Source organism: Actinomadura madurae, from assembly GCF_900115095.1.
Lineage (GTDB): Bacteria > Actinomycetota > Actinomycetes > Streptosporangiales > Streptosporangiaceae > Spirillospora > Spirillospora madurae.
Genome location: NZ_FOVH01000015.1, coordinates 229938 through 254485, shown reverse-complemented (window position 1 = coordinate 254485; position 24548 = coordinate 229938). Strand labels below are relative to the sequence as shown.

Here is a 24548-nt window from a genome sequence, read left to right as displayed (position 1 = left end):
CGGCCGTGATCTCCCGCGATGATACCGCCGCGGCCCGCGCGGCGGCGGCGCATCAGGAGCCGGCGCGGCCGGTCAGCTCGTCCCAGGCGGCGGCCAGCCGGGCGGTCGCCTCGGTGAGCACGTCGGCGGGGAAGGTGTACGGGAGCCGCAGATACCGGTCGTGGGCGCCGGTCGGGTCCATGGCGGCGCCCGGGACGACCTCGACGCCGTGCCGCAGCGCCACCTGGGCGAAGTCGCGCGCGTCCCGTCCGGGCAGCTCGATCCAGAGGGCCGATCCGCCGTCCGGCGGCCGGAAGCGCCAGCCGGGCAGCCGCTCGCCCAGCAGCGCCGCGAGATGGTCGAGGCGCCGCCGCAGGACGGCGGCGCGGGCCGCGGCGATGTCCGGGAGCCGCGGCAGCAGGCGGGCGGCGAGCGCCTGGTCGAGGACGGGGCTGCCGAGGTCGGCCAGCGCCTTGTGGCGGGCGAGCCGCTCGATGACCCCGGCCGGGCCGCGCACCCATCCCGTGCGCAGCCCGCCCCACACCGACTTGGCGAGCGAGTCGGCCGACAGGATCTCGGCGCCGCGCGGCGCGTACGCGGCGATCGGCGGCGGCGTGTCCCGGCCGCCGATGCCGTAGGCGTTGTCCTCCAGAACGGGCACCCGGTGCTCGGCGGCGAGCTCCGCGACCCGGCGGCGGCGCCCCTCCCCCATCAGCGTGCCGGTCGGGTTGTGCACCGTCGGCATGACGTACAGCAGGTCGGGGCGGTGCTCGGCGAACGCCCGCGCCAGCTCGTCCGGGCGGATGCCGTCCTCGTCGAGCGGCACGCCCGCGAGCGTCGCGCCGGCCGCCCGGAACACGTCGAAGCAGCCGGGCCAGCCGGGCGACTCCACGACGACGACCGACCGGCGCCGCAGGTACATCTGCGCCACCAGCGCCAGTGCCTGGGACACGCCCGTCGTGACGAGCACCTGCTCGAGCGTGGTCGGCGATCCGGCGGAGGTGAAGTGCGCGGCCACGGCGGCGCGGAGCGCGGGCAGGCCGTGCGGGTGGTAGCCGGTGTCCGCCATCAGGGCGGGCAGGTCCTCGGCCAGCAGGGCGGCCAGTTCCGTGCCCAGCTCGGGCACCGCGCCCTCCATCGCGTGGCGCAGCGAGATCACGTCCTCCGGCCCGTCGATCAGCCGCTGGAAGATCGCCGTCGCCCGGCCGCCGGGCACGCGGCCGTCGGCTCCCGGGCGGGCCGACCCCGGCTGCCGGACCACCCGGGTGCCGCTGCCGCGCCGGCTGTCGACCACCCCGAGCCCGCGCAGCTCGTCGTAGGCGGTGACGACCGTCGCCCGGCTCACCACGAGCGCCTTCGCCAGGACGCGCTCGGCGGGCAGCCGCTCGCCGGCGTCCAGGGAGCCGTCCAGCACGGCCCGGTGGAGGGCGGCGGCGAGCTTGCGGTAGAGCGGGCCCGGCCCGCTCGTCCAGTCGCCGAGGATCTCCGCCAGCTCGCCCGGGTCGCGAAAACGGTCCACCTGCGGCCCGATTGGCCCGGGTTCGCCCGCGTCCATGGCGACAGGCTAGCGGTGACGCCGCAGCCGGCGGCCGATCCAGGGAGCTACCACCGTGAACACCCTCCTCGCCTTCGCCGCGGCCTCCATCGCGCTCATCGTGATCCCCGGCCCGAACGGGATCTACATCATGACCCGCAGCGCCGCCCAGGGGTACCGGGCCGGCCTGGTCTCCGCGCTCGGCGTCGAGACCGGCACGCTCGCGCACATCGCGCTCGCGGTGCTCGGCGTGTCCGCGCTCATCGCGGCCTCACCGGTCGCGTTCGCCGTCCTGAAGTTCGCCGGGGTCGGATACCTGGTCTACCTGGCGGTACGCACCATGCTGCGGCCGTCCGAGCTGGACCTCGGCGAGGGGGCGGCCCCGCTTCCGCTGCGCCGGGTGTTCCGGGACGGCGTGGTGGTCAACGTGCTCAACCCCAAGGTCGCGCTGTTCTTCCTGGCGTTCCTGCCGCAGTTCGTCACGTCCGGTGCCGGGACGGCCGGGGCGCGGGCGCAGATGATGGTGCTCGGCGCGGTGTTCTTCGTGCTGGCGCTCGCCCTGGACGCGGGCTACGCCGTCGCGGGCGGCGCCGCCCGCCGCTGGCTGGGCCGCCACTCCGGCTCGGCGCACCGCTACGGCTACGCGATCGGCGGCGTCTACCTGAGCCTGGCCGCCTACACCGTCGCCGCCTGACCGGACCCCGAGGACGCGGAGTTGCGAGAACGCGGACTTGCGAGGGTTCTGAAGTGCCACAATGCGGTGTGAGCAAGCCGAGTCTGATCGTCGTCAGCGGGCCGCCCGGAACCGGCAAGACCACCCTCGCGCACCGGCTCGCGCAGGGGCTCGGCTGCCCCGCGATCATCCGGGACGAGATCAAGCAGGGCATGGTGCTCGCGGCGGCCGGTTCCGGCACCGGCGGCAACGACCGGCTCAACCTGCCGACGCTGTCCGCCTTCTTCGACACGCTGGCCGTCCTGGCGAAGGCCGGGGTGACCGTGGTGGCCGAGGCCGCGTTCCAGGACCGGGTGTGGCGCCCGCGCCTCGAACCGCTCGGCGACATCGCCGCCGTCCGCATCGTCCGGTGCACGGCGCCGGCGGCCGTCGCGCACGAGCGGGTCGCCCGGCGCGCCGCGAGCGACGCCCACCGGGCCGCGCACGGCGACCGGGCCCTGCTGGAGGCGATCGCCGCCGGGCGGCACTCCAACGACTCCTTCGTCTGGATCTCCCTGGACGCTCCGACCATCACCGTGGACACCGGCGACGGCTACGACCCCGCCCTCCCGGACCTCCTCGCCTTCGCCGGAGGCGAGGCGTAGGGGCCCGCGGCCGATGAGTTAGCTTTGCCTTTCCTCAACTGTGCCGATCATTGGAGCGGGAGTGGTCACGGGAAGGGCCGTGCTGGGGTGGGCGGTTCGGTCGCAGCGGCGGGACGTCGCAATCGCCGCGGTGCTCGCCTCGGCGCACCAGGTCGGTGAGGCGCTCGTTCCCGTGCTCATCGGCATGGCGATCGACCAGGCCATGGCCGGGGACGACGGGCGCGCCCTCGTCCTGTGGCTGGGGGCGCTCGCCGCCGTGTACCTCGTGCTGTCGTGGAGCTTCCGGATCGGCGCCTACGCCGGGGAGCGGGCCGGGGCGCGGGCCGCGCACGGGCTGCGGCTGGCGCTCGTGGAGCGGGTGCTGGACCCTCGCGGCGGCGCCGAGAGCGGGCGGCTCCCCGGCGCGCTGACCGCCATCGCCACCGAGGACGCGCGCCGCGTCGGCGCCGTGAACCTGGCGCTGATGGCCGGGATCGCCGCGCTGGTGGGCATCGCCTCGGGCGCGGCGGTGCTGCTGAGCATCTCGCTGCCGCTCGGTCTGGTCGTGGTGCTCGGGACGCCGCTGCTGATGCTGCTCGGGCACCTGCTGAGCAGGCCGCTGGAACGCCGCAGCCGCGCTGAGCAGGAGCGCGCGGCGCACGCGTCCGCCGTCGCCGCCGATCTCGTCGCCGGGCTCCGGGTCCTCAAGGGCCTCGGGGCCGAGCCCGCCGCGGTCGACCGGTACCGGCGCACGAGTGCCGACTCGCTCGGCGCGACGCTGCGGGCCGCGCGGGCGGAGGCCTGGCAGAGCGGGACGGTCCTCGCGCTGACCGGGGTGTTCATCGCGCTCGTCGCGCTCGTCGGCGGGCGGCTCGCCGCGCAGGGGGAGGTGAGCCTCGGGCAGCTCGTGGCGGCCGTCGGCCTGGCGCTGATGCTGCTCGGCCCGCTGTCGGTCCTGGCGTGGGTGAACGCGCGGTTCGCGCAGGGGCGCGCCTCCGCGGCCCGGATCGCGGACGTGCTCGCCGCGCCGTCCGCCGTCCCCGAGGGGGAGGGCGTGCCGCCCGAGCCGGTCGCCGGGCATGTGCGGCTGAGCGGCGTGGCGTCCGGAAGCCTTCGGGAACTGGATCTGGAGGCGCGGCCCGGCGAGCTGCTCGGCGTCGTCGCCCCCGACCCGGGCGACGCCGAGGCGCTGCTGCGCTGCCTCGGACGCGAGACCGACCCGGACGCGGGCACCGTCGAGCTGGACGGCGTCCCCCTGAGCACCCTGCACCCGGCGGCGGTGCGCGCCTCGATCCTGGTGGCCGCGCACGACGCCGACCTGTTCTCCGGCGATCTGGCCGGCACCATCGCGTCCGGCGACCGCGCATCCCGTGACCTGGCGTCCGGCGACCTGGACCGGGTGCTGGCCGCGGCCGGCGCCGGCGAGATCGCCGCCGCCCTCGGGGACGGCGCGTCCGTCGGCGAGCGGGGCCGGTCGCTGTCGGGCGGGCAGCGGCAGCGCGTGGCCCTCGCCCGCGCGCTGGCCGCCGACGCGCCCGTCCTCGTCCTGCACGATCCGACGACGGCGGTGGACGCGGTCACCGAGGCGCGCATCGCCGAAGGGCTGCGCGCGCTGCGCCGGGGCAGGACGACGGTCGTCGTCACGACGAGCCCGGCGCTGCTCGCCGTCACCGACCGGGTCGTGCTGGTCTCCGGCGGCCGGACCGGGGACGCCGCGACGCACTCCGAGCTCGCCGCCCGCCACGACGGCTACCGCGCGACGGTCCTGTCATGACGGGCCCTGTCATGACAGGCCCCGGTATGACGGCCGGAGACGGAGCGGAGCCGCTGCCCGTCGCGTCCGGCGCGCGGGTCCGGGCGCTGCTCGGCGAGCTGCTGCGGCCGCACCGCGGGCTCGCGGCCGGCGCGGCGGCCGTGATGACCGCCGCGACCGCCGCCGGGATGCTGACCCCGCCCCTGCTCGGCAGGGTGGTGGACGCCGTCGCCGAGCACCGGCCGGACGCGGTGACGCCGCTGATCGCGCTGCTGGCCGCCGTCGCGGTCGTCCAGGGCCTCACCACCGCCTGGGGGCTGACCCTGGTGGCGCGGCTCGGCGAGACCGTCCTCGCCCGGCTGCGCGAGCGGTTCGTCGAGCGGGCCCTGCACCTGCCGCTCGCCGAGGTGGAGCGGTCCGGGTCCGGGGACCTCGTCGCCCGCGTCACCGGGGACGTGTCGCTGATCGCGGAGGCCGTCCGCCGGGCGCTGCCCGAGCTGGTGCGGTCCCTCCTGACGATCGCGCTGACCCTCGCCGGCCTGGCCCTGCTCGACTGGCGGTTCTTCCTCGCCGCGCTGCTCGCCGCGCCCGTCCAGGCGTACACCGCCCGCTGGTACGTGCGGCGCGCGGTGCCGGTCTACGCCGAGCAGCGTGCGGCGAACGGCGTCCAGCAGCAGCAGCTCCTCGACAGCATCGGCGGCGGCGCGACGGTCCGCGCGTTCCGCCTGGAGGACGAGCACGCCGGCCTCGTCGCCCGCCGCTCGTCGGCCGTCGTGGACCTGACGATGCGCGGCATCAGGCTCGTCCTGCGCTTCTACATGCGGCTGCACGTCGCCGAGTACACGGGCCTGGCGGCCGTCCTGGTCACCGGGTTCCTGCTGGTGCGCGGCGGGGCGGCGTCCGTCGGCACCGCGACCGCCGCCGCCCTGTACTTCCACAACCTGTTCGGCCCGATGAACACCGCGCTCGCGCTGCTGGACGACGCGCAGGCCGCCGGGGCGGGGCTGGCCCGCCTCACCGGCGTGGCGGACCGGCCCGCGCCCGAGCCGCCGCCCCCGGTCGCCCCGCGTGACGCCTCGGTCATCGCCACCGGGCTCGGCCACGCCTACGTGCCGGGACGGCCCGTCCTGCACGGTGTCGACCTGGAGCTGCGGCCCGGCGAGCGGGTCGCGCTGGTCGGCGCGAGCGGCGCGGGCAAGACCACCGTCGCCCGGCTGATCGCGGGGGTGCACCGCCCGGGCGCCGGGACGGTCCTGGTCGGCGGGGTCGACCTGGCCGACCTCGGCCCCGGCGCGGCGCGGCGGGCCGTCGCCCTGGTCACCCAGGAGGTGCACGTGTTCGCCGGGCCGCTCGCCGCCGACCTGCGGCTCGCCCGGCCCGGCGCCACCGACGCCGACCTGCGCGCGGCGCTCGCCGCGGTCGGGGCGCTGGAGTGGGCGCGGGCACTGCCGGACGGCCTGGACACCGTGGTCGGCGACGGCGGGCACCGGCTCACCGCCGCGCAGGCTCAGCAGCTCGCGCTGGCCCGGCTGGTCCTCGCCGACCCGCGGATCGCCGTCCTGGACGAGGCGACCGCCGAGGCCGGCAGCAGCGGCGCCCGCACCCTGGAGCGGGCCGCGGACAGCGCCGTCGCGGGCCGCACCGCGCTGATCGTCGCGCACCGCCTCACCCAGGCCGCGTCCGCCGACCGCGTCGTCGTCATGGAGGACGGCCGGGTCGTCGAGAGCGGCACCCACGACGAGCTGCGCGCGGCCGGCGGCCGGTACGCGGCCCTGTGGCAGGCCTGGTCCGGTGCGCGGGCCGATCACAGCAGCAGCACGGCGAAGATCAAGTAGGCCACGATGTTGACCACCCAGCTGTGCGAGCCGATCCACTCCCGGACCCGGGGCATCGCCCGTTCGGCACGCCGGTGGAACAGCAGCAGGGCCAGCAGCGGCAGCGCGGCGACGAGGACGGTGGCCCCGACGAACGGCAGCGCCGACACCAGGGTCGCGTCCGACTGCTCCAGGTTCGCCCCGACGGTGAGCATGACCGCGATGTCCGACGGCATCAGCAGGATCACCAGCAACCCGGTCGTGAACGCCTTCCGGGTGCCGGCCTCCATCAGCGCCCCGAGCCATTTCGGCGGTGCCGCCGTCTCCCTCCGCACGTACGACTTCAGCGCGGCGAGCAGCAGCAGGCCGACCAGGACGTACTGGACGATGGTCCCCGCCGCCCCCCGATCGGACGAGTCACCCAGCTCGACATTGTTCCCCACCAGAGCGAACACGCCCCTGGTCGCGGCGACCCCCAGCATCGTCGCGACCGCCACCCCGGCGAGGAACGCCAGCGACACCCGCACCGCCCGCTCGGCCGTGACCAGGATGACCGCGGACATGATCTGCGGCCCCACCATCATGGTGACGGCGAGCGGGAGTATCTGAAGGCTCACGTGCGCCCCCTCCACGCCACTGCGCGGATGCTCCCCCGTCATCCCCCCGCCACACCGGTGCCCGCCGGTTCTTCGAAAGTCCGCGCAGGTCGGACGGCTCGCTACTCCGGCTAGATCTGCCAGCTCGACCCGGCGCGCGGCTGGGCCCTGGGCGTCGTGGACTGACACCCGCCAGCGGTGCCCGGCCCACCCTCGCCGGGCAAGGGACGGATTCGGCACCAAGTACATCGCGGAGGTGGGCTGACGGCCGGCGCCCGGAAAGGTGGCTTTCCGGGCGGGTCGGCGGTCGTCAGACGGAGCGGACGGCTCTCAGGGATTCCTTGAGGGAGGTCAGGGTCGAGAAGACGGCCGTGGGTTCGTAGCCGCAGTGGGCCATGCAGTTGGCGCAGCGGGCGTCGCGGCCGCGGCCGTAGGAGTCCCAGTCCGTCTCGTCCAGGAGCTCCTGGTAGGTCTGCGCGTAGCCGTCCGACATGAGGTAGCAGGGGCGCTGCCAGCCGAAGAGGGAGTAGGACGGGATCGCCCAGGCCGTGCAGGGGAAGTCGACCTTGCCTTCCAGGAAATCCAGGAAGAGCGGGGAGTGGTTGAAGCGCCAGCGTCTGCGGTTGCCGTCCGCGAACGCCTTCTTGAACAGTTCCCGGGTTTCCTGGACGCCGAGGAAGTGCTCCTGGTCCGGGGCTTTGTCGTAGGCGTAGCCCGGCGAGATCATCATCTCGTCGACCTTGAGGTCGTCGTTGAGGTAGTTGAGGACGTCGATGACGGTCTGCGGCGTGTCGGTGTTGAAGATCGTGGTGTTCGTGGTGACGCGGAAACCGCGCTTCTGGCATTCCTTGATGGCCGCCACGGCGTCGTCGAAGACGCCTTCCTTGCAGACGGACTCGTCGTGCCTTTCGCGCAGGCCGTCGATATGCACGGCCCAGGCGAAGTAGGGCGACGGCTTGAATTTGTCGATCTTCCTCGGGATGAGCAGCGCGTTCGTGCAGAGGAAGACGAATTTCTTGCGCTTGATGAGTTCGGCCACGAGTTCGTCGATCTGCGGGTGCATGAGCGGTTCCCCGCCCGCGATGGAGACCATCGGGGCGCCGCACTCCTCGATCGCGGCGAGGGCCTGCTCGACCGGCATGCGCTTCTTGAGGACGTCGTGCGGGTGCTGGATCTTCCCGCAGCCGGCGCAGGCGAGGTTGCAGGCGAACAGCGGTTCCAGCTCGACGATCAGCGGGAACTTCTCCCTGCCGCGCAGCTTGTTGCGGAGGATGTAGGTGCCGATGCGGACGCTCTGGCGAAGCGGCATGCTCATGTCCGGACCTCCTTGGGCAGGGTGAACTCGGTGGTCTCCACCGTGACCGTGTGCTCCTTGATGTCGACGGGGCCGAGGCCGCGCAGGGCGTCCACGACCGCGTCGAGGACGGACGGGGGCGCGGAGGCGCCGGCGGTCAGGCCAACGACCCGGGCCTCGCGGAGCCGTCCGAGCGGGATGTCGGCGGGGCCGTCGATCAGCACCGCCGGCGTGCCGCGGCTCTCGGCCACCTCGACGAGGCGGCGGGAGTTGGACGAGTTGGCCGAGCCGACCACGAGGACGAGGTCGGAGTCCCGGGCGACGCCGGTCACGGCCTCCTGCCGGTTCGTGGTGGCGTAGCAGATGTCGTCGGTGTGCGGGCCGACCGCGTCCGGGAACCGGCCGGTGATCGCGGCGGCGACCTCGCCGGCCTCGTCGGCGGCGAGGGTGGTCTGGGTCAGGTAGGCGACGGGACGGTCCGCGGGCAGCGACGCGACGTCCTCCGGGTTCTCGACGAGGTAGGTGGAGGACGGCGCCTCGCCGAGGGTGCCCTCGACCTCCTCGTGCCCGGCGTGCCCGATCAGCGCGACGAGGTGGCCCTGCGCCGCGAACCGGCGGGCCTCGGCGTGCACCTTCGACACGAGGGGGCAGGTCGCGTCGATCACCCGCAGCTCGCGCCGCCCGGCCTCCGCCCGGACGGCGGGCGCGACGCCGTGCGCGGAGAACACCGTGACCGAGCCGGGCGGCACCTCGTCGAGCTCGTCGACGAAGACGGCGCCGCGGCCGCTCAGGTCGTCCACCACATGGGAGTTGTGGACGATCTGCTTGCGCACGTAGACGGGCGGCCCGTGCAGGGCGAGCGCGCGTTCCACGATCTCGATCGCCCGCTCCACCCCGGCGCAGAACGACCGGGGACCGGCGAGGAGGAGGCGGCGCGGGCCGGCGGCGCCCGCCCATTCCCGCAGGGCGGGGCCGACCGTGCGCAGCCGGCGCAGCGCGGCGGTCCCGCCCGGGATCGTCGCGGGGCTGACCAGGGGGCGGCCCGGGGTGTCGACGATGGCGCGCACGACCGCGAACGGCCGCTCCCCCGCCGCCGCGGCCAGCTCGGCGGACTCCATGTCGGCGACGAGCGCGCCCGTCGCGGCCAGCGACGCGCGCTCCGAGCCCGTCACCATGTGGTCCACCGTGACGAGCGGCCCCCGGTGGACGGTCGCGCCGGTGGTGCGTTCCAGCAGGCCGGCGAGGGGTTCGGCCGACCGGCACCGCACGGTGCCGGACGCGCCCCGCACCTCGGTCGCGACGAACAGGTCGCCGGGACGCAGCCGGTCGTCCAGCGCGCCGCCGCACCCCACGATGGCGAGCGCCCCGAACTCCGGCAGGTGCCCGGCGGCCGACCGCGCCTTGGCCGGCCCCATGCCGATGCGGACGACGTTCAGGTCGCCGTCCTGGGAGAGCGCGCGGGCCTCGATGCCGAGCGCCGCGCACACCACGAGCCGCGTCATGTGGCACCTCCGAGGTAGCGGCCCAGGGCGCTGACGGGGAACACCAGCCGGTACAGGTGGTAGTTGATGTAGAAGTCGCCGGGGAAGCCGGTGCCGGTGAACGCGTCCTCGTCCCAGTTCCCGTCCGGGCGCTGGTTGTCGACGAGCCAGCGCACGCCGGCGTCCACGGCGGCGGAGCGTTCGCCGGCGGCGAGCAGGGCCAGCAGCGCCCATGCCGTCTGGGACGGGGTGGACGCGCCCCGGCCGATCCACGCCGGGTCGTCGTAGGAGCGCAGGTCCTCGCCCCATCCGCCATCCTCGTTCTGGTGCGCCTCCAGCCACGCCACCGCGCGCCGGATCGCGGGCTTGTCCGGGCGGACGCCGGCGGCGATCAGCGCCGGGACGACGCCGCCCGTCCCGTAGACGTGGTTGGCGCCCCAGCGCCCGAACCAGGAGCCGTCCTGCTCCTGCGCCTTCAGCAGCCACACGACGGCCCGCTTCACCACGGTCGACTCCGCGAGGCCCTCCTTGGCGAGCGCCTCGACGACGTGCGCGGTGACGTCGGCCGACGGCGGGTCGATGACAGCACCGAAGTCGCAGAACGGCAGCTTGGTGCACAGTTCGCGGGTGTTGTCGGCGTCGAAGGCGCCGAAGCCGCCGTCCCGCGACGCCATGCCGTTCAGCCAGCGGACCGCCCGCTCGATCGGCGCCTCCGCCTCCGGCAGGGCCACCCTCCGCAGCGCCAGGATCGCCTCGGCGGTGTCGTCGGTGTCGGGGTAGACGTCGTTGTCGAACTCGAACGCCCAGCCGCCCGGCGGGGTGTCCGGCCGCCGCACCGCCCAGTCCCCCGGCCCGCGGACCTCCTCCCCGACGATCCAGCGCGCCGCCCGCAGCAGCGCCGGGTCGTCCGGCGGGACGCCCGCGTCGGCGAGCGCGTTCACGGCGAGCACGGTGTCCCAGACCGGCGACTGGCACGCCTCCAGCCGGCGCCCCTTCTCGTCCCGGATCGTGAACCTCTCCAGCCCCGCCAGCCCGCGCTTGATGACCGGGTGGTCCAGGCCGTAGCCGAGTTCGTGCAGCGCCATCAGGGAGTACACCCACGGCGGCTGGATCCCGCCCCAGCAGCCGTCGGCCTCCTGCCGCGCGATGATCCAGTCGGCCGCGCGGCGCATCGCGGCGGTCCGGAGCGGGCGCACCGGCCGCTTCTCGTACACGTGCAGGACGCGGTCGAGCGCGTTGAACGCCCGCCCCCAGCCCGTCGCCGCCCGCGCGGGCGCCCGCCCGGCGCGCAGCTCCGGCAGGTCGAACGGCAGGCTCCGGACGGGGCGCAGCGACCCGAGGATCGTCAGCGGGACGATCGTCTGCCGCGCCCAGCACGCCCAGTCGTACACGTTCAGCGGCACCCGGCTCGGCAGGAACATCAGCTCGGGCGGCATGACGGGCAGGTCGTCCCACGACCACTGCCCGAACAGCGCCAGCCAGATCCGGGTGAAGACGCGGCTGCCCTCGATGCCGCCCGCCTCCCGCGCGTACGCGGCGGCCCGGCGCATGTGCGGGGCGTCCACGGGGTCCCCGGCGAGCCGCAGCGCGACGTACGCCTCGACGGTCGTGGACAGGTCGGCGGGGCCGCCGTGGAAGTTCGCCCAGGTGCCGTCGTCCCGCTGCCGGGACCGGATCCAGCGGGCCGCCTCCCGGGTCTCCTCCTCCGAGCCGATGCCGAGGAACTCGCGGAGCAGCAGGTCCTCCGCGTCCATGGTCACGTTGGTCTCCAGCTCGGCCTTCCACCAGCCCTCGGGCGACTGGAGCCCGAGCAGGCGGTCGCGGGCGGCCTCGACGGCGGCGGAGGCCGCGCCGGTGAGTCCGGGAACTTCGGTCGTGGTCATTCAGCGCTTTCCCTTCTCGTCCGCGCGCCGGCGTGTCAGTGGTCCCGGGAGGTGACGAAGCGTGCGATGTCGCGGAACTCGGCGGCGACGAGGCCGTCCATGCCGGAGTCGTCGAGGCACCGGTCCGCGGCGGCGATGCGGCGGTCCGCCTCGGCCGCGGCCCAGTCCCGGCCGCCCGCCGCCTCGACGAGCCGGGCCATCTCCCGCAGGGCGTCCTCGGACGGCGGCTCCGGGTCGGCGTACAGGTCGGCGAGCCTCCGCGACTCCGGCCGGCCGGACGTCAGCGCGTACACCACCGGCAGCGACTTCTTGCGCGCCCGCAGGTCGGACAGGACGGGCTTGCCGGTCGTCTCCGGGCTGCCCCAGATGCCGAGCAGGTCGTCCACGAGCTGGAACGCGAGCCCGAGCTCGGCGCCGTACCCGGTCAGCGCGGTGACGAGGCGGGTGGGGCCCTCGCCGAGCATCGCGCCGATCGAGCAGGCGCAGGCGAGCAGCGCGCCGGTCTTGTCCGCCGCCATGGTCAGGCACTCGTCGAGGGCCACGTCGTCGCGGGACTCGAACCCGATGTCGAGCGCCTGCCCGGAGATGAGCCGCTGGGTGGCGGCGGTCAGGGCGCGCGCCGCCCAGTGCGCGCCCCGGGTGTGCTGGTCGAGCAGCAGCTCCTCCGACAGCGCGAGCAGCGCGTCGCCGCCGAGGATCGCGGCGGACGGGCCGAAGACCGTCCACGCGGCGGGCCGGTGCCGGCGGGTCCGGTCGCCGTCCATGATGTCGTCGTGCAGCAGCGAGAACGCGTGCACGAACTCGACGGCGACGGCGCCGGGCAGCGCCGTCTCGTAGGAGGTCTCGGCGGCCCGCGCGGACAGCAGCGCGAGCGCGGGGCGCAGCGCCTTGCCGCCCGCCGCGGCGGGCCGGCCGTCCTCGTCGGTCCAGCCGAGGTGGTAGGCGACGACGCGGCGGGTCCACGGGTCGAGCCGCTCCGCGGAGGCGCGCATGGCCTGGTCGACCAGGGCGCGCCCGTCGGTGATCGAGGTGGGGACGGTGGTCATCGGCCGTTCACCCCGCCGGTGTCCACCTGCTGCAGGTGCCGCCGGACGAGGCGGGCGGCGGTGAGGCCGCTGCGCACGGCTCCCTCCATCGTGTCGGGCCAGCCCGTGTCCGTCCACGCGCCGGCGAGGAACAGCCACGGCAGCCGGGTCGCGGACGCTGGGCGCAGCGCGCCGCTGCCGGGGCTCTGGCGGAATGTGGCGTGCCGCTCCCGGGTCACGAAGAAGTCGGTGACGCGGGCGCGGCGGGCGGCCGGGAACAGCCGCTCCAGCGCGGTGAGGTACACCTCGCGAAGTTCGGCGGTGGGCGTGTCGATCCAGCGGTCGGCCGCCGAGACCGAGACCGCGAGGTACTGGCCGCCGGTGAGGCCGCTCACCGCGGTGCGGTCGAACACCCACTGGACGGGCGATCCGACCGCGGCGGCGAACGGCTCGCGCAGGACGGGCCGGTCGTAGACGACGTGGACGTTGACGATGGGACTGGAGCCGAGGCCGTCCCATCTCCCCCGGTCCGGGGACGCCTCCGCGGGGACGAGCGCGGACGCGGCCCGGTGCGGCACCGCGACGACGACCGCGTCGGCGCCGACCGGGGAGCCGTTCACGACGAGCTTCGGGCCCGCGTCGATCGCCGTGACCTTGGCGCCGAGGTGGATCCGGCCGCCGTCCCGCTCGATCCTCGCCGCCGGGATCGTGCCGTGCAGGTCGCCGAGCGGGACGGTGGGCACGCCGATGTCGGCGGCGTCCTGGCGGCCGAGGAGCGCGGTCTTGCACACGAAGGCGGCCGGCCCGAGCGCGGCGTCGTCGAGCCGGACGTTGAGGGCGGCGGTGACGAACAGCTCCCAGAGCGCCTCGCGGGCCTGCCGCCGCTGGCCGTGGCGCGCCAGCCAGGCGCCCGTGCGGATCCCGTCGAGCGACGGGTCGGCCGGGTCGAGGCGGTCCAGGGCCAGGGAGGCGAGGGTCGCGCGCAGCCGGTCGGCCGGGGAGAGCAGCTCGTAGCGGGCGAGGGCGGGCAGGAGGTGCAGCGGGCCGGGGGCCTTGGCGCGGCGGAGCCGCCCTGCGGCGCCGTCCGGGGTGAGCACCCGGACGTCGAAGCGGTCCTGGACGCGGACGCGGTCCAGCGCGTCCAGCCTGGCCAGCAGCCCCTGGTACGCCGAGCAGCACTTGAGGAAGATGTGCTGCCCGTTGTCGACGGTCAGGCCGTCCCGGGTGAAGGAGTGGGTGGCGCCGCCGAGCCGGGGGCGCGCCTCGTAGATCGTGACCCGCGCGCCGGTCTCCTGGAGCGCCAGCGCCGCGGTGATCCCGGCGAGGCCGCCGCCGACGATCGCGACCTCTCCCCCGGTGCCGTCCCCGGCGCTCATCTGCGGATCCCGGCCATCGCCCTGGCGGACACGGCCGCCTTCTCCCAGGCCGGGAGGGACGTGCGCTTCTCCAGCGCGGCCAGCGGGTCGGCCGTGATGCGTCTCAGCACCTGCCGGTAGATGCCCGCCATCGCGCCCGCGCAGGCGGCGCTGCGCCGGTCGAGCATGGGCAGCAGTTCCAGGCCGGTGCCGTACCACTCGGCGGCCCGCGCCGCCTCGAACCGGACGAGGTTCGCCAGCCGCTCCGGGTCGTCGGTCAGGCGGCCGGACGCGTCCCGCTCCAGCGTGCACCCGAACCGGGCCAGGTCCTTGGCGGGAAGGTAGACGCGGCCGTTCAGCCCGTCCTCGCGGACGTCCCGCAGGATGTTCGTCAGCTGCAGCGCGACGCCCAGCGCGTCGGCGCGGGGCACGGCCGTGTCCGGGTCGGACGTCCCGAACACGCCGAGGGACAGGCGGCCGACGGCGCCGGCCACGCAGCGGCAGTACCAGTGCAGGTCGTCGAAGGTGTCGTAGGTCTCGCCGCGGACGTCGGCCTCGCAGCCGTCGATCAGCTCGCCGAACGCCTCCAGCGGGATCGGATGGCGGCGGGCCGCGTCGGCGAGCGCGACCAGGACCGGGTCGGACGGGTGGGCGTCCAGGTCGGCGAGGCGGGCGCGCTGGTCCGCCAGCCGGGCGAGCCGGCCGGCTGCCGGCGCGCCGTGGTCGTCGCCGATGTCGTCGATCCGCCGGGCGAACGCGTAGACGGCGCTCAGCGCGCGTCGTTTCCCCTGGGGAAGCAGCCGGATCCCGTACGAGAAGTTGCGCGCCTGCGAACGCACGACGTTCTCGCAGTGCCGGTAGGCGGTGGGTGCGTCCATCTGGTCTTCTCATCTCCTTCCCAAGGTCCGCGACCACTCGGCGAGCAGCCGCCCTTTGCGTGGTCGTGACGGGCCGCCCAGGACGTCGTAGGCGTCGCGTTCCAGCCCGGCGATCGCGGCGAGACCTCCCGCGACGTATCCGGCGACGGCGACGCGTGCGAACCCGCGGAGCCCGCCGGTGAGGGCGGCGCCCTCGTCCAGCATCCGCCTCGCCCGCTTCGCCTGGAGGGCGACGACCCCGCGCAGGCGGGTCGGGGTGACGGGCGCGGCCAGGTCGGCCTCGACGCAGCCGAACCGCCGCAGGTCGTCGCCCGGGAGGTAGATCCGCCCGTTGCGGTAGTCCTCGCCGACGTCCTGGCAGTGCTCGATGATCTGCAGGGCGGTGCACACCTTGTCCGACAGCCGGAGCCGGGCCGGGGTGGCGGCGCCGAACACGTGCAGGACGATGTGCCCGACGGGGTCGGCCGACAGCGCGCAGTACCCCACCAGGTCGTCGAACGTGGCGTACCGGGTGACGGCCTGGTCCCTGCGGTTGGCCTCGATGAGGCGGCGGAACGGCTCCGCCGGGACGCGGCGGGCGACGATCGTCCCGGCGAGGTCGCGGATGACGGGAAGCTCCGGCGCCGTCCCCGCGTAGACGCGGTCGAGATCGCGTTCGACCAGGTCGAGCAGGTCCGCCCGGTCGCCCGGCGGCGCCTCGTCGCCGATGTCGTCGACCAGCCGGGCGTAGCCGTACACGTTCAGCAGGTGCTCGCGGTGGCGCGCGGGGAGCAGCCGGGTGGCGACCGGGAAGTTCTCCCGGGACTGCAGTTCGGCCCTGGTGCGGCGCTCCTCGTCGGCGTTCCGCAAACGCTCGCTGACGGACATGTGGTTCCTTCGGGGGCGGTGGCGGCACGGAGACGTACATCGATGCCCGATATCCGGGCGGTCACCCGGTAAACGTGGCCATCGAGAGGCTCCTGTGGCGTACGTCCCCGAAGAGCCGCGCGAACCCTCCCGAAATGCCAGCATTTATCAATGTAGGCCGGAAGTGGTCAGACGGGAATATGTGATCATTCGCCCCGACGATCACCCTTTGTTATCGGACAATCTGGGCATACAACAATGAATCCGCAGGCAGCGGGCATGGGGCGGGCCGGCGGGGTTACGGACAGGCGCGGCGCGGGCGCGGATCAGTAGGTGGTGAGCATCTCGGCGAGGATGTGCGGCGTGCGCTCGGGCGGCGCCGCCTCCGTCACGAGGGTGTTGAAGACGTGCCAGTACCGTTCGATCTCCGCGCGGCGGGCCGGGTAGTGGGCGTTGTCGGGGCGCTCCAGGTAGACCATGTCCTGCAGCCCCTGCTGCGGGAACCGGACGAGCGTGAGCGGCCCCTCGCACCCCACCCGCCCGCTGATGCCGTACGGCGCGATCTGCACGGTCACGTTGGGGCGCGCGCAGATCTCGACGATGTGCCGGATCTGGTCGCGCATCGTCGCCGGCGAGCCGATCGGGCGCCACAGCGCCGCCTTGTCGAGGACGACCCACAGGTTGAGCGGGCGCGGCCGGCGCCGCAGGACGCGCTGCCGCCGCATCCGGAACGCGACGCGCCGCTCGACCTCCGGCTCGGGGTAGGCGCGGCGGATCACCGCGCGGGCGTAGTCCTCGGTCTGCAGCAGGCCCGGGACGTACTGCGACTCGAACGTGCGGACCAGCTTGGCCGCCTGCTCGGCGCTGAGGTAGGGCCGGACCCAGCGCGAGACGATGTCGCCGTCGTCCTGCCACCAGGCGCGGGCGCCCGTCTGCTCGGCGAGCGCGAGCAGGAGGGTGCGCTCGTCGCCGTCCGCGCCGTAGACGGCCAGCAGCCGGGCGACGTCGGCGGGCCTGGCCGCGGTCCGGCCCAGCTCCAGCCGGGTGATCTTGGACTCGGAGCCGTGCAGCCGCCGCCCCGCGTCCCGCCGGGACAGCCGCGCCGCCTCGCGCAGCTCGCGGAGCCTCCGGCCGAGCAGCATCCGCGGGACGAACGGGTCCCCCTGGGCGAGTGCCGAGCGGACGCGCGCCGACGGCGACCGCGGGTTGTCGTTGATCGTGACGGAGGCCAAGGGGGACTCCTCAACGGAGGATGGCGAGAACGACCGCTCCAACTATAGCTTCACGCTCCGCGTCGGGAATAAGACCGTCTGCGACCTGTCTCGGGCGTCAGGGTTTGCGCGCCACGGCGCACAGGGTCGGAAGATCTTCGATGTCCATGGACCCCACCTCGGGGCGCCACGCACCGCTCGTGACCAGCCCGGGCTCGACCATCTCCAGGCCGTCGAAGTAGCCGCGGATGAACTCGGGGCTGCGCAGCCGGAACGGGATCGCGCCGGTCTCGTCGTAGGCGCGCTGCGCCGCGTTGAACGCCTCGTTCTGGTCGGTGGAGTCGTGCAGGATCAGGTAGCTGCCGGACGCGAGCGGCTCCATCAGCCCGCGGACGACGCCGTAGGCCTCGCCGGGGTCGACGACGTGCCCCATCACGCCGATCAGCAGCAGCCCGACCGGCCGGGAGAGGTCGAGGATCTCCGCCGCCCGGCCCATGATCGTCTTAGGGTCGTGCAGGTCGCAGTCGATGTAGGAGGTGCGTCCCTCGGGGGTGCCGGTCAGGAGGGCGCGGGCGTGCGCGAGGACGAGCGGGTCGTTGTCGACGTAGACGACCTTGGCGTCGGGGGCGGCGCGCTGGGCCATCTCGTGGGTGTTGTCGACGGTGGGCAGCCCCGTGCCGCAGTCCATGAACTGGCGGATCCCGCGATCGAGGGCCAGGAAACGGATCGCGCGGTCCATGAAATAGCGGCCGGCGCGGGCGATGTCCACGATTCCCGGATAGAGCGCGACGTACTGGTCGCCGGCGATCCGGTCGATCTCGTAGTTGTCGGTTCCGCCGAGCCAGTAGTTCCAGATGCGGGCCGACTGCGGAACGTCGGTATTGATCTTCGAGTCGGATCCCTCTTCGGGGCCGGGGGTGACATCCGTCATCGGTCTGGCGCTCCTTCCGGCATGCGAACTCCCGCCTTCCGCAAACTTAGCCCCGGCTTGACCGGGGCGGCGGGAAACGCGATATTCGGCTCCGTCAGCGGTGCCATTCGGGACATTGATGAATACGCGCGGGAGCCGGAGGATCAGCGTCCCGCCCACACCGCTATCGCGAGCGCCACCCGGTCCTCGAAGCGCAGCGGATTGCGGCCGGTGAGCGCCTCGATCCGGGAGAGCCGGTGGCGCAGCGTGTTGGGGTGCAGGAACAGCGCGCGGGACGTCGCGCCGACCGCGCCGCCCATGTCCAGGAACGTGCGGAGCGTCTCGACGAGCCGCGTCCCGTGCGCGCTGTCGTAGTCGCTCAGCGGCCGGGCGATCTGCTCGATGAACGGGGCCAGCTGGTCCTGGTCGAGCCGGCCGAGGAGGGCCGGGAAGGTGGCGAGGTCGGAGGCGTGCACGACCCCTCCGGAGCGGCGCGCGGCGTCCAGCGCGGCGAGGCTCTCGGTGAGGGAGACCGGCAGGTGCTCCAGCCCGCCGGGGCTGCCGATCCCCGCGGGCTCGGTCCAGGCGTGCGCGTCGTTGGTGATGAGCAGGGCCGTGTCGCCGTCCAGGCCGAGCACCCCCGGCAGCTCGTCCTCGACGCCGTCCATCGCGATCACGAGCAGGGACGCGGGGTCGAGCCCGGCGTCGTCGACCCGCGTGCGGAGCGTCTCGGCGGAGGCGAGCCCGTCCCGGACCATGCGCAGCAGCCGCCCGGTCTCCTCCCGCTCGTGCCGCTCGTCGGAGGTGGACGCGGCCTGCTCGGCGAACCACTCGGTGAAGCCGAGGAACGGCACCTCGGCCGGCACCTCCAGCAGCGGCAGGCCGGTGCGGTCGCAGGCCCGGCACAGCGCCTCGGGGACGGTGTCGGCCACGTCGCCGACGCCGTAGCCGATCGCGCTGCCGCGGCCGGCCTTCACCGAGTCGGCGAACGCCGCGCACGTGCCCGCGTCCCGCAGCGACGCGCCGGCCGTCAGGACGAGCTCGTGGCCGCGCAGGTAGGGGCCCGGGTCGAGCAGCTCGGTGGAGTGCGCCCAGCGGACCGGGCGGTCGAGCCCGGCCTCCCCGGCGACCAGGCGCAGCCGGAAGCGCGGCACCGCCAGGAGCTGCCGGACGGTGACGCGCGGCACCACGGGATCGCTGGTCACAGCCTCACCTTCTCACCCCGCCCCGGCGATGGCCCGCGCCCGTGACCGACTTTTTGGAGAACGGCACGAAAGGCCGGGCGTGGCGCGGTGCGTTCGGCCAAGAAATCCCCACGTCCCTTGTCACCTGGTGCGATGCCGGGTTTGCCTGGAGCTTTCCAGGGTGAGCCGGAGCTTCGGCGGAGGCGGGGTGATCGGATGCGGGGACGGGTCGCGCTCGTCACCGGCGCGGCCGGCGGCATCGGCGTCGCGACGATGCGCGAGATGTCCGGGCGCGGGTGGCGGACCGCCGGGCTGGACCTGCGTCCCGCCCCCGAGGCCGACCAGTCGGTGAGCGTGGACGTGGCGGACGAGGCGCAGGTGACCGCGGCGGTCCGGCGGATCGAGCGGGAGCTCGGCACGGTGGAGGCGGTGGTCTGCGGGGCCGGGCACTACGCGATCGTCCCGGTGTCCGACATCGCCTGGGCCGACTGGCGGCGGATGCTGCGGGTGCACCTCGGCGGCCTGGTCAACGTGTGCAGGGTCGTGACGCCCGGGATGGTGGAGCGCGGCCGCGGCAGCGTCGTCGCGGTCGTCTCCGACCTGGCCGTCGGCGGCGGGCACGCCGAGGCCCACTACACCGCCGCCAACGGCGCGATGATCGGGTTCGTCCGGTCGCTGGCGGCCGAGCTGGCGCCGTCCGGCGTGCGGGTCAACGGGGTGGCGCCCGGCCCCACCGACACGCCGCTGCTGGCGTCCGACTCGCCGTGGCGCAGGCCGTCCTACCTGCAGACCCTGCCCACCGGGCGGCTGGCGGCCGCGGAGGAGATCGCGCTCGCCACCGCGTACCTGATCGAGGACGGGACGTTCTGCACCGGCGAGATCCTCTCCCCGAACGCCGGAGCGGTGATCTGATGACCGTCGCGCTGATCACCGGGGCGTGCGGCGGGCTCGGCGAGGCCGTCGCGCGGCGGCTGGCGGCCGGCGGCCGCCTGGTCGCCGTCAACGACCAGCCCGGCCGCGACGTCGCCGCCCTCGCCACCGAGCTGGGCGGCGTCGCCGCGCCGGCGGACGTGTCCGACCCGGGCGCGGTGGCCGCGATGGTCGAGCGGCTCGAACGCCAGACGGGCGAGCACGTCGGCCTCCTCGTCACCGGCGCCGCCCAGATGACGATGGCCCCGTTCCCCGAGATCGACGACCTCGCCGGCTGGTGGCGCGCCATCGACGTCGACCTCGGCGGGACGTTCGCGTGCGCGCAGGCCGTCATGCCGGGGATGGTGGAGCGCGGCGGCGGCCGGATGGTGTTCGTCGCGTCCGAGTGGGGGCTGATCGGCTGGCCGCACGCGACCGCCTACTCCGCGGCGAAGGCCGGCATCGTCGCGCTCGCCAAGTCGCTCGGGCGGGAGCTGGCCCCGCTCGGCATCGCGGTGAACGCGGTCGCGCCGAGCGTGATCGACACGCCCCGGCTGGAGGTGGACGCGGAGTTCGCCGGGGTGACGGTCGAGGAGATCCGCGACCGGTACGCCGCCCGGGTGCCGCTCGGCCGCATCGCGACGCCCGAGGAGATCGCGGCGGCGATCGCGTTCCTGGCCGACGAGCGGCTCCCGACGCTCGTCGGCCAGATCCTGCACGCCAACGGCGGCACCACCAGGGCCCGCGCCTGATACGGCGGCGCAGGCCGGTCGCGGCCCTTACGCGGGGGCGGTGAGGCGCGCCAGGTGTGCCTGGACCATGGTCGCGTCGCCGGCGCAGGCGATGTAGCCGTCCGGGCGGATCAGGACGGCCTCGGCTCCCTCGTACGCGGCCCGCAGCCGGCCGCCGGGGTCGGTGTGGCCGCCCGGCCCGCCGACCGTGACGACGCGGACGTCCGAGTGCTCGATGCCCACCCGCACACCGAAGGCCAGGACGGTGGCATGGGGGCCGCGCAGCAGGTCGTGCAGGCGGACCCGTGCACCGGACCCGTCGTGCAGGACGGCGTCAGCGGCGCGGGTACCGCCGAGCGAACCCTCGGACAGGGAGCTGTCGGGGTAGGCCAGAAGGAGCTGCTGGGTCTCCTCGCCGCGCTTGAGGGCGTCCGCCTGTCCCTCGGCGGCCTTCTGGTAGAGCTTCGTGCTGAGGCCCAGCACTCCGGCGGCCACGGGCAGGCGCTCCTCCTCGTAGGTGTCGAGGAGCGCGGAGGGGCCGCCCTTGATCACGGTGGCCAGCTTCCAGCCGAGGTTGTAGGCGTCCTGGACGCCGGTGTTGAGGCCCTGCCCGCCCGCCGGCGAATGGACGTGGGCGGCGTCGCCGGCGAGGAAGACCCGGCCGGCCCGGAAACGCTCGGCCATCCGGATGTTGACCCGGTAGATGGAGCTCCAGGTGAGGTCGGTCAGGCGGACGTCGGTCCGGCCGCTGCCCTCCTCCAGCATCTTCTGGTACGTGGCCAGGGTGAGCTCCGGGTCCTCGTCCGGCCGAAGGGGGGCGGTGAACTGGAAGTCGTCCGTGCCGGCGAGCGGGCACAGCCCCACGCGCAGCGTCCGGGTCTGCATGTCGGCCCAGGTGTGCCAGTGGTCGCGGTCGAGGTCGGCGGTCCGCACGTCCCCGATGAGCATCCGCTCCTCCTCGCGGGTCTCGCCCGCGAACGCGATGCCGAGGGTCTTGCGGACGACGCTCCTGCCGCCGTCCGCGCCGACGAGGTGGGCGGCCCGCAGGGTCGTGCCGTCGGCGAGCACGGCGGTCACCCCCTCGGCGTCCTGGGTGAAGCCGGCCAGCTCGCCGCGCTCCACCCGTCCGCCCAGCTCCTCCAGGCGGTCGTGGAGGATCTCCTCGGTGCGCCACTGCGGCACCATGAGGCCGTTCGGGTACGGAACGGCGTCGGACGGCTCCTTCCGCTCGCCCATCTCCCCCTCCCACACGACCTCCGTGCCCGCGTAGGCGCGGATGGGCGGGTAGGCGCCGCCGGCGCCGAGCACCGCGCCGATCACGCCGAGGTCGTCGAAGACCTCCATGGTGCGGGGCTGCAGCCCCTTCCCGCGCGACCCCGCGCGGGTGCCCGGGTCGATGATCCGGTGCCGGACTCCGCGGCGCGCGAGGTCCACCGCGAGGGTGAGGCCGGTCGGCCCGGCCCCGATGATGAGGACGTCGTCCATGCTGGTCTCCCTTCTCCGCCTCCGAGTCTCGGAAGAGGGCCTGGCAGACCGCTGGCAGACCACTGGCAGCCGTGACACGGGCCCCGTCCGGGCCGGTCAGGGCGGTCGCCGCGGGATGACCGGCGATTTCGCCGATGTCCGCGGGGCGGGCGGCTGCCGAGAATGTGCGCGTCCCGGAGCCGGCCCACGGCTCCGCCCCCCGAACAGGAGCGAACCGACGTGCACCCCATCACCGCCCGCGCGGCGAAGACCCTGGTCGCCGCGGCGCTGACCGCCGGCGCCCTCACCGCCCCGCAGGTCGCCGCCCGGGCCGCCGACAACCCGTACGAACGCGGCCCCGCGCCGACCGAGCAGAGCATCGAGGCCCTGCGCGGCCCCTTCGCGACCTCGCAGACGAGCGTGTCGTCGCTCGTCGTGACCGGCTTCGGCGGCGGGACGATCTACTACCCGACGAGCACCGCCGAGGGGACGTTCGGCGCCGTCGTGGTCACGCCCGGGTTCACCGCCGACCAGAGCAGCATGGCGTGGCTCGGGCCGCGGCTGGCCTCGCAGGGCTTCGTCGTCTTCACGATCGACACCAACACCCGTTCCGACCAGCCGAGCAGCCGGGCGCGGCAGATGCTCTCCGCGCTCGACTACCTCACCCAGCGCAGCGGCGTGCGGTCCCGGATCGACGCGAGCCGGCTCGGCGTGATGGGCCACTCGATGGGCGGCGGCGGCTCGCTGGAGGCCGCCGAGGACCGCCCGCAGCTCCAGGCGGCGATCCCGCTGACGCCGTGGAACCTGCAGAAGAACTTCTCCGGGGTGCGCGTCCCCACCATGATCATCGGCGCCGAGGCGGACTCGATCGCGCCGGTCGCCTCGCACTCCGAGCCGTTCTACACGAGCATCCCGGCGTCGTCGGAGAAGGCGTACCTGGAGCTGAACGGCGCCAGCCACTTCGCGCCGAACATCTCGAACACGACCATCGCGAAGTACAGCATCTCCTGGCTCAAGCGGTACATCGACAACGACACCCGCTACGACCAGTTCCTGTGCCCGGCGCCCGGCCGGGACGCGAACATCTCCGAATACCGGGACACCTGCCCGAACTCGTAGCCCGGTTCATCGGCTGGGCCGCCCGTCGCCGTTGCGCGCGGGCGGCCCTTCGGCGTGCGCGCCGTCCGCGGCCCCGTGGAGGCGGAGCGCGCTCAGCGCGAGGACGAGCTCGACGAGGTCGCCGGGCCGGGCCAGCGTCCGCCCGGTGAGCTGCTCGATCTTGCGGAGCCGGTTGAGGACGGTGTTGCGGTGGCAGAACAGCCGGTCCGCCGCGCGGGCCGCGGACCCCTCGCACTCCAGCCAGGTCTCCAGCGTCGCCAGCAGGGCGTCGCGGAACCCCGGCTCCACCTCCGCCAGGCCGCCGAGCGCGACATGCCCGAGCCGGCCGGCGAGGCGGGGCTGGGACAGCACCAGGGCGTCGGGGAGCCGGCGGTCCAGGCGGGCGATCTGGTTGCCGGGGCCGCGGCACGTCCGCAGCGCCAGCTCGGCGAACCAGCGGGCGCCGCCCAGCTCGGCGAGGGAGCCGACGACCGGGCTGACGCCGGCGTGCGAGCGCGCGCAGGGGCGGACGGCGGCGACCAGGTCGTCGAGCCCGGCGGCGCCGAGCGCGACCAGCGCCACCTGGGCGTCGGTGCGCAGCCGCCAGATGAACCGCATCCCGCCCGTGTCGCCGGGGCGCCGGTCGACGCCGTCGCCGAAGCCGCCCTCCGCGCCGAGCATGACCACGGCGTAGCGGCCGGTCGCGGGCAGGCCGAGGACGGACGTGGCGGTCGCGAGCAGCCCGCCGTCGGCGCCCTGCCCGTCCAGGAGCGCGTCCACGATCGCCTGGACGCGCTCCTCGCTGCGCCGCGCCAGGTCCAGCTCGGTGCGGTGGTACGCGGCGGCCGCGGCGCCGGACTGCTGGTCGATCGTGTCCCAGGTGCGGGTCGCCTGCCGGATCAGCGCCGGGACGTTCTCCGGGTCGTGCCGCCCGACGACCTCGACGACGGCCTCCCAGAACACCCGTCCGGCGAGCCGGTAGGAGCGCAGCAGCTGGTCGAGCGGCTGCCCCTGGTGGGCCCGGCGCTGCCCGAGCCGCCGCGCCCACTCCAGGTCGGCGCGGCCCCGGTCCGGGTCGAGGATCGTGTCGAGGCCGTGCCCGAGCCCGGTGTGGCACATCTCCCAGACGTCGCCGCGGTACGGGTCGTCGCGGTCGCCGCGGTCCCCGGACAGGATCTCGGCGGTGAGCCGGTCGGCGAGATCGGGCAGCCGGTCCGCCAGGCGCAGCACCGCCTTGCGCATGATCGTGCGGTCCGCGTCGACCTGACCGGCCGTCCCGGATCGTCCTCCCGTCATCGGCGGCACCT

The 24548-nt window shown here is 74.7% G+C and carries 21 protein-coding genes; 7 read left to right on the top strand and 14 right to left on the bottom strand.

What is annotated here, in order from left to right:
• Positions 1-52: 52 nt before the first annotated feature.
• A complete protein-coding gene (locus BM339_RS35000) occupies positions 53-1534 on the bottom strand; it encodes an aminotransferase-like domain-containing protein (protein ID WP_075023643.1) in 1482 nt (493 codons plus the stop codon).
• Positions 1535-1589: 55 nt separating this feature from the next.
• On the opposite strand from BM339_RS35000, the gene BM339_RS34995 reads away from it, so the two are divergent.
• The 4 genes from BM339_RS34995 (at position 1590) to BM339_RS34980 (ending at position 6397) form a co-directional block, all read left to right on the top strand.
• On the top strand, positions 1590-2207 hold the full coding sequence (locus BM339_RS34995) for a LysE family translocator (RefSeq protein WP_021599451.1): 618 nt from the start codon (positions 1590-1592) through the stop codon (positions 2205-2207).
• A gap of 68 nt (positions 2208-2275) precedes the next feature.
• Positions 2276-2830, top strand: coding sequence for a P-loop nucleotide/nucleoside kinase family protein (locus BM339_RS34990; RefSeq protein ID WP_021599452.1), 555 nt, complete (start codon positions 2276-2278; stop codon positions 2828-2830).
• A gap of 61 nt (positions 2831-2891) precedes the next feature.
• Positions 2892-4583, top strand: a complete 1692-nt coding sequence (locus BM339_RS34985; protein ID WP_218163830.1) for an ABC transporter ATP-binding protein — start codon at positions 2892-2894, stop codon at positions 4581-4583.
• 26 nt (positions 4584-4609) lie between these two features.
• Positions 4610-6397, top strand: a complete 1788-nt coding sequence (locus tag BM339_RS34980; protein ID WP_075023642.1) for an ABC transporter ATP-binding protein — start codon at positions 4610-4612, stop codon at positions 6395-6397.
• Here BM339_RS34980 and BM339_RS34975 read toward each other — a convergent pair.
• The 11 genes from BM339_RS34975 to BM339_RS34925 form a co-directional block, all read right to left on the bottom strand.
• Complete coding sequence (locus tag BM339_RS34975; RefSeq protein ID WP_024935173.1) at positions 6367-6993, bottom strand: GAP family protein; 627 nt, start codon at positions 6991-6993, stop codon at positions 6367-6369. The two genes, BM339_RS34980 and BM339_RS34975, sit on opposite strands and share 31 nt — an antisense overlap.
• A 289-nt stretch (positions 6994-7282) precedes the next feature.
• Positions 7283-8287, bottom strand: coding sequence for an adenosyl-hopene transferase HpnH (hpnH, locus tag BM339_RS34970; protein ID WP_075023641.1), 1005 nt, complete (start codon positions 8285-8287; stop codon positions 7283-7285).
• Positions 8284-9768 (bottom strand): 4-hydroxy-3-methylbut-2-enyl diphosphate reductase, encoded by a 1485-nt coding sequence (gene ispH, locus BM339_RS34965; RefSeq protein ID WP_075023640.1) that lies wholly within the window; start codon positions 9766-9768, stop codon positions 8284-8286. Before ispH ends, hpnH begins: the two co-directional genes overlap by 4 nt.
• Positions 9765-11630: a squalene--hopene cyclase gene (gene shc / locus BM339_RS34960; RefSeq protein WP_021595759.1), complete on the bottom strand. Its 1866-nt coding sequence runs from the start codon at positions 11628-11630 to the stop codon at positions 9765-9767. Before shc ends, ispH begins: the two co-directional genes overlap by 4 nt.
• Positions 11631-11665: 35 nt before the next feature.
• Positions 11666-12676, bottom strand: a complete 1011-nt coding sequence (locus BM339_RS34955; RefSeq protein WP_075023639.1) for a polyprenyl synthetase family protein — start codon at positions 12674-12676, stop codon at positions 11666-11668.
• Complete coding sequence (gene hpnE / locus BM339_RS34950; RefSeq protein ID WP_075023638.1) at positions 12673-14031, bottom strand: hydroxysqualene dehydroxylase HpnE; 1359 nt, start codon at positions 14029-14031, stop codon at positions 12673-12675. Before hpnE ends, BM339_RS34955 begins: the two co-directional genes overlap by 4 nt.
• The gene (gene hpnD, locus BM339_RS34945) at positions 14028-14888 is read right to left on the bottom strand and encodes a presqualene diphosphate synthase HpnD (protein WP_021595762.1); all 861 of its coding nucleotides are present in this window, start codon (positions 14886-14888) and stop codon (positions 14028-14030) included. Before hpnD ends, hpnE begins: the two co-directional genes overlap by 4 nt.
• Positions 14889-14897: 9 nt before the next feature.
• On the bottom strand, positions 14898-15755 hold the full coding sequence (hpnC, locus tag BM339_RS34940) for a squalene synthase HpnC (RefSeq protein WP_075023637.1): 858 nt from the start codon (positions 15753-15755) through the stop codon (positions 14898-14900).
• A 305-nt stretch (positions 15756-16060) separates the two neighbouring features.
• Positions 16061-16966 (bottom strand): helix-turn-helix domain-containing protein, encoded by a 906-nt coding sequence (locus BM339_RS34935; RefSeq protein ID WP_244938720.1) that lies wholly within the window; start codon positions 16964-16966, stop codon positions 16061-16063.
• A gap of 97 nt (positions 16967-17063) precedes the next feature.
• Positions 17064-17876 (bottom strand): SAM-dependent methyltransferase, encoded by an 813-nt coding sequence (locus tag BM339_RS34930; protein ID WP_021595765.1) that lies wholly within the window; start codon positions 17874-17876, stop codon positions 17064-17066.
• Between the two features lie 143 nt (positions 17877-18019).
• Positions 18020-19060, bottom strand: coding sequence for a PucR family transcriptional regulator (locus BM339_RS34925; RefSeq protein WP_021595766.1), 1041 nt, complete (start codon positions 19058-19060; stop codon positions 18020-18022).
• A 195-nt stretch (positions 19061-19255) separates the two neighbouring features.
• Between BM339_RS34925 and BM339_RS34920 the strand changes: the two genes are divergently transcribed.
• Together BM339_RS34920 and BM339_RS34915 are read left to right on the top strand one after the other, a co-directional pair.
• A complete protein-coding gene (locus BM339_RS34920; protein WP_075023636.1) occupies positions 19256-19951 on the top strand; it encodes an SDR family NAD(P)-dependent oxidoreductase in 696 nt (231 codons plus the stop codon).
• The gene (locus BM339_RS34915) at positions 19951-20700 is read left to right on the top strand and encodes an SDR family NAD(P)-dependent oxidoreductase (RefSeq protein ID WP_075023635.1); all 750 of its coding nucleotides are present in this window, start codon (positions 19951-19953) and stop codon (positions 20698-20700) included. Before BM339_RS34920 ends, BM339_RS34915 begins: the two co-directional genes overlap by 1 nt.
• A gap of 27 nt (positions 20701-20727) precedes the next feature.
• Here BM339_RS34915 and BM339_RS34910 read toward each other — a convergent pair whose 3' ends face one another.
• Complete coding sequence (locus BM339_RS34910; RefSeq protein ID WP_075023634.1) at positions 20728-22164, bottom strand: FAD-dependent monooxygenase; 1437 nt, start codon at positions 22162-22164, stop codon at positions 20728-20730.
• 162 nt (positions 22165-22326) lie between these two features.
• On the opposite strand from BM339_RS34910, the gene bdeA reads away from it, so the two are divergent.
• Positions 22327-23262 (top strand): bis(hydroxyethyl) terephthalate hydrolase, encoded by a 936-nt coding sequence (bdeA, locus tag BM339_RS34905; protein WP_081842582.1) that lies wholly within the window; start codon positions 22327-22329, stop codon positions 23260-23262.
• A 6-nt stretch (positions 23263-23268) separates the two neighbouring features.
• Here bdeA and BM339_RS34900 read toward each other — a convergent pair whose 3' ends face one another.
• Entirely contained in the window at positions 23269-24537 is a 1269-nt protein-coding gene (locus tag BM339_RS34900; RefSeq protein WP_075023665.1) for a PucR family transcriptional regulator, read from the bottom strand.
• Between the last annotated feature and the right edge of the window lie 11 nt (positions 24538-24548).